Origin of the sequence: Myxococcus sp. CA039A, from assembly GCF_013336645.1 — a bacterium.
Lineage (GTDB): Bacteria > Myxococcota > Myxococcia > Myxococcales > Myxococcaceae > Myxococcus > Myxococcus llanfairpwllgwyngyllgogerychwyrndrobwllllantysiliogogogochensis.
The window spans coordinates 1-8500 of record NZ_JABUMQ010000415.1 but is presented as its reverse complement, the minus strand read 5'-3'; the positions used below and the strand labels follow the sequence as shown (position 1 = coordinate 8500).

9 protein-coding genes and 1 pseudogene are annotated in these 8500 nt (G+C 68.1%); 2 read left to right on the top strand and 8 right to left on the bottom strand.

Annotation, left to right across the window (positions count from 1 at the left end; translation table 11 throughout):
* The 3 genes and pseudogenes from HR086_RS41885 to HR086_RS41875 all read right to left on the bottom strand — a co-directional run.
* Nucleotides 1-377: pseudogene (locus HR086_RS41885) on the bottom strand (glutamyl-tRNA reductase); the annotation flags it as partial.
* A gap of 2 nt (nt 378-379) precedes the next feature.
* Nucleotides 380-1195 carry an inner membrane protein YpjD gene (locus HR086_RS41880; protein WP_141648956.1) on the bottom strand — a complete coding sequence of 272 codons (816 nt, stop codon included), beginning with the start codon at nt 1193-1195 and terminating at the stop codon, nt 380-382.
* 33 nt (nt 1196-1228) lie between these two features.
* Entirely contained in the window at nt 1229-1609 is a 381-nt protein-coding gene (locus tag HR086_RS41875) for a hypothetical protein (RefSeq protein ID WP_141648957.1), read from the bottom strand.
* Nucleotides 1610-1793: 184 nt separating this feature from the next.
* Here HR086_RS41875 and trxA point away from each other — a divergent pair, with 184 nt between their 5' ends.
* Nucleotides 1794-2123, top strand: coding sequence for a thioredoxin (gene trxA / locus HR086_RS41870; RefSeq protein WP_141648958.1), 330 nt, complete (start codon nt 1794-1796; stop codon nt 2121-2123).
* A gap of 565 nt (nt 2124-2688) precedes the next feature.
* Nucleotides 2689-3009, top strand: coding sequence for a hypothetical protein (locus HR086_RS41865; RefSeq protein ID WP_141648959.1), 321 nt, complete (start codon nt 2689-2691; stop codon nt 3007-3009).
* A gap of 118 nt (nt 3010-3127) precedes the next feature.
* Here the strand turns inward: HR086_RS41865 and HR086_RS41860 are convergent, their stop codons facing one another.
* The 5 genes from HR086_RS41860 to mreC form a co-directional block, all read right to left on the bottom strand.
* The gene (locus HR086_RS41860; RefSeq protein ID WP_141648960.1) at nt 3128-3802 is read right to left on the bottom strand and encodes a PilZ domain-containing protein; all 675 of its coding nucleotides are present in this window, start codon (nt 3800-3802) and stop codon (nt 3128-3130) included.
* Nucleotides 3803-3947: 145 nt separating this feature from the next.
* Nucleotides 3948-5099, bottom strand: coding sequence for a rod shape-determining protein RodA (gene rodA / locus HR086_RS41855; protein WP_141648961.1), 1152 nt, complete (start codon nt 5097-5099; stop codon nt 3948-3950).
* Nucleotides 5083-7125 carry a penicillin-binding protein 2 gene (gene mrdA / locus HR086_RS41850; protein WP_174454962.1) on the bottom strand — a complete coding sequence of 681 codons (2043 nt, stop codon included), beginning with the start codon at nt 7123-7125 and terminating at the stop codon, nt 5083-5085. The genes rodA and mrdA overlap by 17 nt, the downstream gene beginning before the upstream one ends.
* The gene (locus HR086_RS41845) at nt 7122-7622 is read right to left on the bottom strand and encodes a hypothetical protein (protein WP_174461903.1); all 501 of its coding nucleotides are present in this window, start codon (nt 7620-7622) and stop codon (nt 7122-7124) included. Before HR086_RS41845 ends, mrdA begins: the two co-directional genes overlap by 4 nt.
* Nucleotides 7619-8479, bottom strand: coding sequence for a rod shape-determining protein MreC (mreC, locus tag HR086_RS41840; protein ID WP_174454961.1), 861 nt, complete (start codon nt 8477-8479; stop codon nt 7619-7621). Before mreC ends, HR086_RS41845 begins: the two co-directional genes overlap by 4 nt.
* Nucleotides 8480-8500 lie beyond the last annotated feature (21 nt).

Sequence of the window (8500 nt, the reverse complement as noted above, 5' to 3'; positions counted from 1 at the left end):
GCGCCCTGCCCCCGCTCGAAGGCGTCCTTCACCTGCCCGAGAATCTGCGCCTCGCCCAGCACCATGGAGTCCAGGCTGGAGGCCACGCGGAACAGGTGGATGAGGGCCGCCTCGCCGCGGTGCTCGTACAGGTGCTCCAACGCCTCTTCACCGCCGAGCGCCTGGAGCTCCATCACCGCGCGCTCCCGAGCCACCAGCCCGTCCGGCGCGGACAGATACACCTCCACGCGGTTGCAGGTGGACACCCAGAGCACCTCCACCGGCGACTGGGCCAGCCGCTGGAGCACCTCCACCTGACGCGTCTCGGACAGGGCCAACCGCTCGCGCACCACCAGGGGCGCCGTACGGTGGGACAGGCCAATGCAGACGAGCTCCATACTCAGGGAATCCTCAGGGCGGCCGCCGTGCTCGTCGTCACGTCGTACGAGGTGAGGAACGACACCAGCACCAGACAGAACCCCGCCATGGTCAGCAACGCCACCCGGCGTCCCCTCCAGCCCGCGAAGATGCGCGCGTTGACGAGCGCGGCGAAGACGGCCCACGCGACCACCGTGGCAATCGACTTGCCGTCCCACTGCCAGCCCACCGTCGTGGCGACGAAGAACGCGCCCGTCGCCAGGGTGATGGACAGCGCGATGAAGCCCCACACCACCAAACGCCGATTGAGGGTGTCCAGGAACTCCAGCGACGGCAGCCGGGAGAAGAGCAGGCCGAAGCGCTTGGCGCGCACCTGCCGCTCCATCAACAGGTACATGACGCCCACCCCCGCGGCCACCGCGAACGCCGCGAGCCCCAACAAGGCCAGGGTGATGTGCAGCGGCAGCAGCGGCTGTCGCACCCCCGGCGGGAGCGGCGACTGCCCTCCGTGCATCAAGAGCCCGGGTATCAGCACCGTCACCGCGAGCGGGGTGAGGAACGCGCCGATGACGGGGCGGCGGTAGCGCACATCCAACGCCAGGAAGATGGCCAGCAACAGGAAGGCCAGCGTGGAGAAGCCCTGGGCCATCCCCACGGGGCGGCCGGACTGGGCCCCCAGCAGTTCGAACAGGGCCACCCCGTGCAGCACGAGCCCCCCACCCACCAGTACGCGCCCGGCCATGGCCAGCGCGTCCGACTGGCGGACCAGGTAGGCCAGATAGGCCACGGCGGCGATGCCGTAGGCGTGGCAGGCGAGCGATACGAGCGTGTGGCTCATGGATTCAGGCAATAACCGTGACAGACGAGCGAATCAGCCCATCTTGTTGAGAAGGAACGCCGCCAACAGGTCGGTCTCCGAATCGGGTTTCTTGCCCGCCGCCTCCGGCTTCGGCGCCCCGGAGGGCACCTCCGTCACATACCCTGGAACGACCTCGTAGGCGGACTCCCCCACCAGCACCGAGTCGGCCATCTGCTCGGCCCCCAGGCGGGAGAGCTGCTCCTCGGTCTTCACCTTGGCCACCAGACCGTGGGTGTCCTCGCCCGACACGAGTTGCAGGAAATGCACGGCGGGAGAGACGGCGAAGGCGGTGCCGCCCTCGGCCATGACCACCAGCCGGCCATCCCGCACGTCCGCTTTGTCGGCCAGTGCCCACTCCTCGAGCTGGGACTGGGGCAGAAAGAGCTTCGTCACGCCCGCCAGCCTACACCAGCGCCGGGCTTCTATGGGGAGCCGTTCGGAATGACGGGTGAAACCCCCGCTTGTCCACCGCATCATTTCTGGCAGATCGGCTGACAGTCCGCCGATTCTTGCAGGCTCCCGGGGCACGTACTAGACGACGCGCCGTGCAGGCCGGAGAGGGCCCGAAGGAGACACCATGGCAGGCGACAACGTGAAGGCGGTCGGAGATGGCGACTTCAAGCAGCTGGTGCTGGACTCCCAGGAGCCCGTGCTGGTGGATTTCTGGGCGACCTGGTGCGCGCCGTGCCGCGCCATCGCCCCGTCCATCGACGCGCTCGCCACCCAGTATGGCGGTCAGGTGAAGTTCACCAAGATGAACATCGACGACAACCAGCAAACGCCGCAGGACTACGGCATCCGGTCCATCCCCACGCTGCTGCTCTTCAAGGGCGGCAAGGTCGTGGAGCAGATTGTCGGCGCCGTCCCCAAGGCGCGCATCGAAGACGCCATCAAGAAGGCGCTGTAGGCCGCTTCGCCGGGCCTGTGCGCACGTGAGGACCTCGCGTCCCACGTCGCGCCTCGCCCGGCCTTGTTGTCACCCCGAGGGCACTGTCGCCCTTTCGCGCTGTCCGGTCGTGGGATGAGTTCCAGCGTCCCCCCGAGCGCCTCTGGCCGGCGCGATGCCCGCCCCGTTCGTTCCACGGCCTGACTCCACGAAGCATGGCTTGTCAGCGGATCCTTCTCGCGAGCCCGGAACCGTTGGAGCAGCGGCTTTGCCCTGCCGCGGCACTGACTCAATCCAACCCAACACCCGAATCGACTCGCGCGACGTTGTCGTGACGAGCCTTCAGCGATTTCTCAGACTCCGCGTCATTTTCACCCCTGCGGACAAATACAGCGCGGATACCGAATGCTCGTCCGCCACGCCTGCGGGAAACACGTATCCCTTTGCAGTCTTGTCATCAATTTTCCGCGCGGGTTTTGCGAGTCAGACGAGACCCCTCCCTGGTTGTATTGACAGCGTTGACATCCACCGCCAAATAGGCGCATTGGAAGCCTTGTTTGTTTTGACTGTTTTCACGGGAGTTTTCATGGCACGACCACGTAAGGAGTTGTCGAAGGTCCCCCTGACCCCCGCATTGGTGAATTGGGCGGAAGCGCTTGGCGATGCGATTGGCCGAGGCGTCCTCCGGGCGATGAACCAGGGCATCCCCACGGGTGGCAACAGCAACGGCATGGCGGCAAGCCGTCGCCGCGGCCGTCCGCCCAAGGCCCTTGCGGGCAACATGGTGGCATCAGACCGGCGCTGCACCATGCCGGACTGCACGCGGGAGCAGCGCTCGAAGGGACTGTGTTCAGCGCATTACCAGGCGGAGCGGCGACGCCTGCTGGCGGGTGGCAAGCCCGCCTGAGACAGGCGGTTCGCGGTGGCGCCCACGGCCCTGGGCGAGCCGCTCCTCAATCCGTGTCTCCAGCAAATCCCCCCCACCCTTCCATGGCTGGCCGACCCTCGGAGTGGGGTGTCAGGCGTTATTTGGCCTGCCAGGGGTCCGCTTCGGTGCTCGTCGCCTTGAGCAACTCCCACGCCGAAAGGACATCCACCACGCGCTCCAGCTCGTTGGGCAGGGAACGCGCCCGCTGGGAGTGCAGGTAGTCTTCCGCGAAGGCTCGCAGCCGGGCTCCCACGAAGAGCCGCGCCAGGGCGACCTCCGTCTGTCCACTGAAGTCGAGGAAGCGGATGCCGAAGCCGCTGCGTCCCTCGGGGCCGTCCTCACGCTCCTCCCGGACGATTTCCGCCCGCGCCCGCACCGGCGAGGCGCCTGGCTCCAGCGAGAAGCTCACGCCCAGCACCGTGCCCATGGGCAGGTAGAAGGTGCTCTCCAGGAAGGCCCCGCTGACGCTGACGTTGATGGAGGCCAGGCTCGCCGCGAATCTCCGCCCGCCTTCCGCGTCATCCACCCAGACCTCGAAACGCGTCGTCAGCTGAGCCCGAGGAAACTCCCGGTGCTCAGGCTCCCCCTGGTTGCGCTCGATGAGGGGCGAGAACGTCGGCAGCGACGCCGCCGGTTTTCGGACCTCGTCCTTCACCACGACGGGGGCCCGCGCCACGGGCGCTGGCGCCGGGGGCTTCACGTCCCTCGCCGCCACGGGAATCTCCGCCACGCGGACACTCCCACTCACCTTCTGCCCGACCTTCCTCTGCATGCCTGACCTCCACCGGCCCGAGAGGGACTCGCCCTCCCCCCGGAATTGGTGGGGTGATTCATACACCACCCGCGAGCAGCCGCCGAGCGCTCCTCGCCGTCCTTCGCTTCGGAGCACCGGTTCGAGCGTCGCGGCTCGCGACGTCTCAGAACATGTGACGCCGCATGCTGATGTTCACCAACAAGCCAATGCTGAGCATCACGGACATCATGGAAGACCCGCCATAACTCATCAGCGGCAGGGTAATTCCCGTCACGGGGAGCAGGCCGATGACCATGCCGATGTTCTCGAACACCTGCCAGAAGAGCATGGCGACGACGCCCACGGCCACGAAGGCGCCGAACCTGTCCCGGGCGTTGAACCCCACGCCCAGGCCGAAGATGAAGATGGCGCCGTAGAGGACGAGCAGGAGCGTGCACAGCACGAAGCCGTGCTCCTCCGCCCACACGGAGAAGATGAAGTCGGTGTGCTGCTCGGGCAGGAAGCGCAGGCCCGTCTGGGTGCCCTCGCGCCATCCCTTGCCGGACACACCGCCGCTGCCCACCGCGATTTTCGACTGGGCCGCGTGGTACCCGCTGCCGCGCAGGTCCGCCTCCGGGTCCAACCAGCCGGAGATGCGCTGACTCTGGTGCTTCTTCAGGTGGTGCCGGACGATGGTGGGCCGGGGCTCCGGCACGTCGCGCACGTAGTCGTTCCAGATGACGATGGCGCCCGCGAGGATGGCCGCGACGAGCGTGGCCACCAGGTACCAGCGCACCTTGCCGAAGAGGATGACGGTGAGCGAGGACAGGCCAATCATCAGCGCGGTGCCCAGGTCCGGCTGGACGAGCACGAGGACGAAGGGCACGCCCACGACGAGGACCGGCTTCCACAGACGGACCAGGCCGTAGGACGGCTCATTGGGGCGGAAGTCGTCGTGGTAGACCTTGGCCAGCATCAGCACGACGCCAATCTTCATGAACTCCGCGGGCTGGAGGCGGAACGGGCCGATGACGAACCAGCTCTCCGCGCCCTTGGCCGTGTGGCCGATGAAGCGCAGCGCGATGAGCGCCAGGATGTTGGCGACGTAGATGGGCATCGCCATGCGCTGAATCCAGCGGTAGTCCACCAGACACACCACCAGCACGGCGACGACGCCCAGCCCCAGGTAGAGCGCCTGGCTGGACCACACCGGCGCGAGCGGAGGACGCGACGCCGAGGCGAGGTTCCAGATGCCCAGGAGCGACACGCCCAGCACGCAGATGATGAGGCCCCAGGGAACGTGGGGCACCATCCGCCGCTCAATCCGGAGTTGCATGGGTGTCCTCCAAGGCCTCTTCGTCGCCCGGCAGCAGCTTCGGGGGCTTCACCCCGCGCGTCAGGGCCGCCTCGTCCGGAGACGGCGCGCGCAGCACCGAGGGGGTGTAGGGCTGATTGGGACGCGGCGGCGGCGCCGAGGCATCCAGCTTCTTCAGGTCCAGGTACTTCTGGATGACGGCCATCGCCGTCGGCGCGGCATCCACGCCACCGTGACCACCGTGCTCGTTGAGCACGACGACGGCGATCTCCGGTTTGTCCGCCGGGGCGAAGCCCGCGAACCAGGCATGGTCTCTCTCGAAGTAGCTCATCTGGTGCGTCCTGAGGCGGATGGCGCCCAGGCGCGCCACCTGGGCGGTGCCCGTCTTCGCCGCGACGAGGACGTCCAAGTCGCGCATGCCCTTGAGGCGTGAGCGGTAGGAGGTGCCGCCCGGCTCGTGGGCCACCTTCACCAGGCCCTCGATGACGGACTTCAGGTGCGCCGGGGGGAGCTCCACCCGACGGACGACCTCTGGCTTGAACTCCTGGACCACCTGCCCGTCCAGGTTCTCCAGCCGTTGGACCATCTGCGGCTTGTAGAGCGTGCCGCCATTGGCGATGGCCGCGTACATCAGCGCGAGCTGGAGCGGCGTGACGTTGTTGTCGCCCTGGCCGATGGCGCTGTTGAGCGCCATGCCCTTGGTGTAGCCGCCCGGAGAGGCTTTGTCGTGGTACGCGCTGGTCGGCATGATGCCCGGCACTTCCGCCACCACGCTGATACCGGTGGGGCTGCCCAGGCCCAGCGACTTGCCCATCTCTCCAATGGGGTCCAGGCCGATGGTGTCCGCCACTTTGTAGAACCACGTGTCACACGAGCTCTTCATCGCGTCCAGGCCGTTGACCGGGCCGTGGCCGCGGTCCAGGTGGCAGCGCCAGGTGCGCGCGCCCAGCCGGTAACCACCCGGGCAGTTCACCACCGTCTCCGGACGGAAGGCGCCGGACTTGAACGCCGCGAGCGCGGTGACGACCTTGAACGTGGAGCCCGGGCTGTAGTGCTCCGCGGCCACGCGGTTGACCATGGGCTCCAGCGGGTCTCTGGACAGTTGCGCCATCTGCGTGGGCGTCACGCGGCCCGTCAGGAGGTTGGGGTCGAAGCCGGGCCGCGACACCAGCGCGCGGATGAAGCCCGTGTGCACGTCGATGGCGACGACAGCGCCCGTCACGCCGGGAAAGGCGCGCTCGGCCTCTTCCTGCAGGCGCATGTCGATGGAGAGGACCAGGTTGCTGCCCGCCTGGGGCTGCACCACGGCGTTGTCGCCCAGCTTGACGTTGAGCTCTTCAATCTTCTGGCCGCGCGCGTTGACCACTTCCTTGCGCACGCCGTCCTGGCCGCGCAGGCGCTGCTCGAAGTAACGCTCCAGGCCGCGACGACCGATGTAATCCCCCAGCGCGTAGCGCGAGCCGTCGCCGTTGAGGCGCTCCAGCTCCTCCTGGGTGATTTCGTTCATGTAGCCCAGCACGTGCGACAGCACCGTGTTGGTCCGGTAGTGGCGGTGCGGCACGGGGGCCACTTCCACGCCGTCCAGGATGTCACGGCGGGCGGCCAGCCGGTCGTACTCGTCCCGCGTCAGGTCCACGCGCACCGGCACGGGCTGGAAGGGCGCGTTGCGCCGGCCCTGCCGCACCAGGTCCTCCACCTTCTTCGCCTGGTCGGCGTCCCACTGGAGCAGCTCCGCCAGCCGGGGGATGACCTGCTCGGAGCAGTCGGTGCAGAAGGCGGGCGTGACAACGGCGTCGAACGACGGGCGGCTGTCGACGAGGATGGTGCCGCGCGCGTCCTTGATGACGCCGCGGTCGGCGCGCAGGCGCACCTCCTTGACGAAGTTGGCCACGCTCTTGGCGGAGTACTCCTCGCCCCGGGTGATTTGCAGCCGGTAGAGCTGGATGGACAACACGCCCAGCAACACCGTCATGGCCAGGCCCAGCCACAGGAAGCGCCGGCGCAGTTCGCGGCCTGGCGTCGTGTTGCCCAGCGTCGGAGGCGTCACCTCAGCAACCCCGCCGGACGGTCCTGCGCCGCCTCGAAACGCCGCAGCAACGGGAAGAGCGCCAGGGCCGCGGCTCCGGTGAGCGCCACCTGCACGGGCAGCCCCGCCAGCACCGGCCCCGTGCCACCGTCCTTCACCGTCAGCCAGGTGAAGAAGGCCGCCAGAAGGCCGTGCCCCACGTCCGCGCCCATGGCGAACAGCGCGAAGGACAGGCCGCCTCGCACGTCCACGAAGGTCGACACGAGCCGCCCCACCAGGAAGGTGAAGACGGCGAGGAAGGTGAACAGCCCCGTGGGCTGGCCGCTCATCAAGTCCAACAGGTAGCCCACCGCGAACGCGGAGAAGGCGCCTTCCAGCAGCGTGGCGCGCAGGGCGAGGAACGCCACCAGCACCACGGTGACGTCGATGCGGCCCAGCACCAGGCCCGCCTGCTTGACGACCACGGACTCCAACGTGAGCAGCGCCAGCGCGATGCCCACCGTCACCAGGAACTTCATTTCGACGCACCCTCCGCCGCGCTGCCCTGCGCCATCGCGCTGTAGGGACTGCCCACCACCAACACCTCTTCCAGCTTGCTGGTGTCCACCGCCGGCACGATGTCCCCACCCTGGAACATGCCGTGTTCCTTCTTCTCTAGATGGGTCACCCGGCCCACCACCAGCCCCGGTGGGTAGATGCCATCCGTGCCCGAGGTGATGATGAGGTCTCCGTTGTCCACGTCCTCGGTGCGCAGCATGTTCTCCAGCTTCAAAGGTCCGCTGCCAGCACCCGACGCCGTGCCCCGCGCCCTGGAACGCTGCACCCGCACCGCCACCCGGCTCTGGGAGTCCGTCACCAGCGCCACGTCCGAATAGCTCCCCGTGGCCCGGATGACCTGTCCCACGATTCCATCCGGCGTCACCACCGACATGCCCCGGAAGACGCCCTCCTTCTCCCCCGCGCTGATGCGCACCGACAAGAGCTTGGCCACCGGATTGACGCCCACCACCCGCGCCGGAATCTCCGGCCCCGCTGCAGCCTCCGCGTAGCCCAACAGCTTGCGCAACCGCTCGTTCTCCGTGCGCGACTCGCCCAGCGCCTGCACCGAGGCCCGGAGCTGGAGGTTCTCCAACCGCAGGGCGTCATTCTCCTGCCGCACCCCGCGCAAATCCAGGTAGTGCCGCACCGCCGACACCGAACCCTCGATGGAGGCCGTGAGCACCTGCTGGACGGGCGACGTCACCGCGATGACCGCCCGGTCGATGGGGTTGGGGTCCCTGCCCTTTCGCCCGCTCAGCAGGAAGGCGACCAGCGGGTAGAGCAGCAGGACGCCGACCATGAGGGGGCGCCGATATCGCTTGAGGAGCGACAGCACAGAGGGGAATTCCGGGGTGGG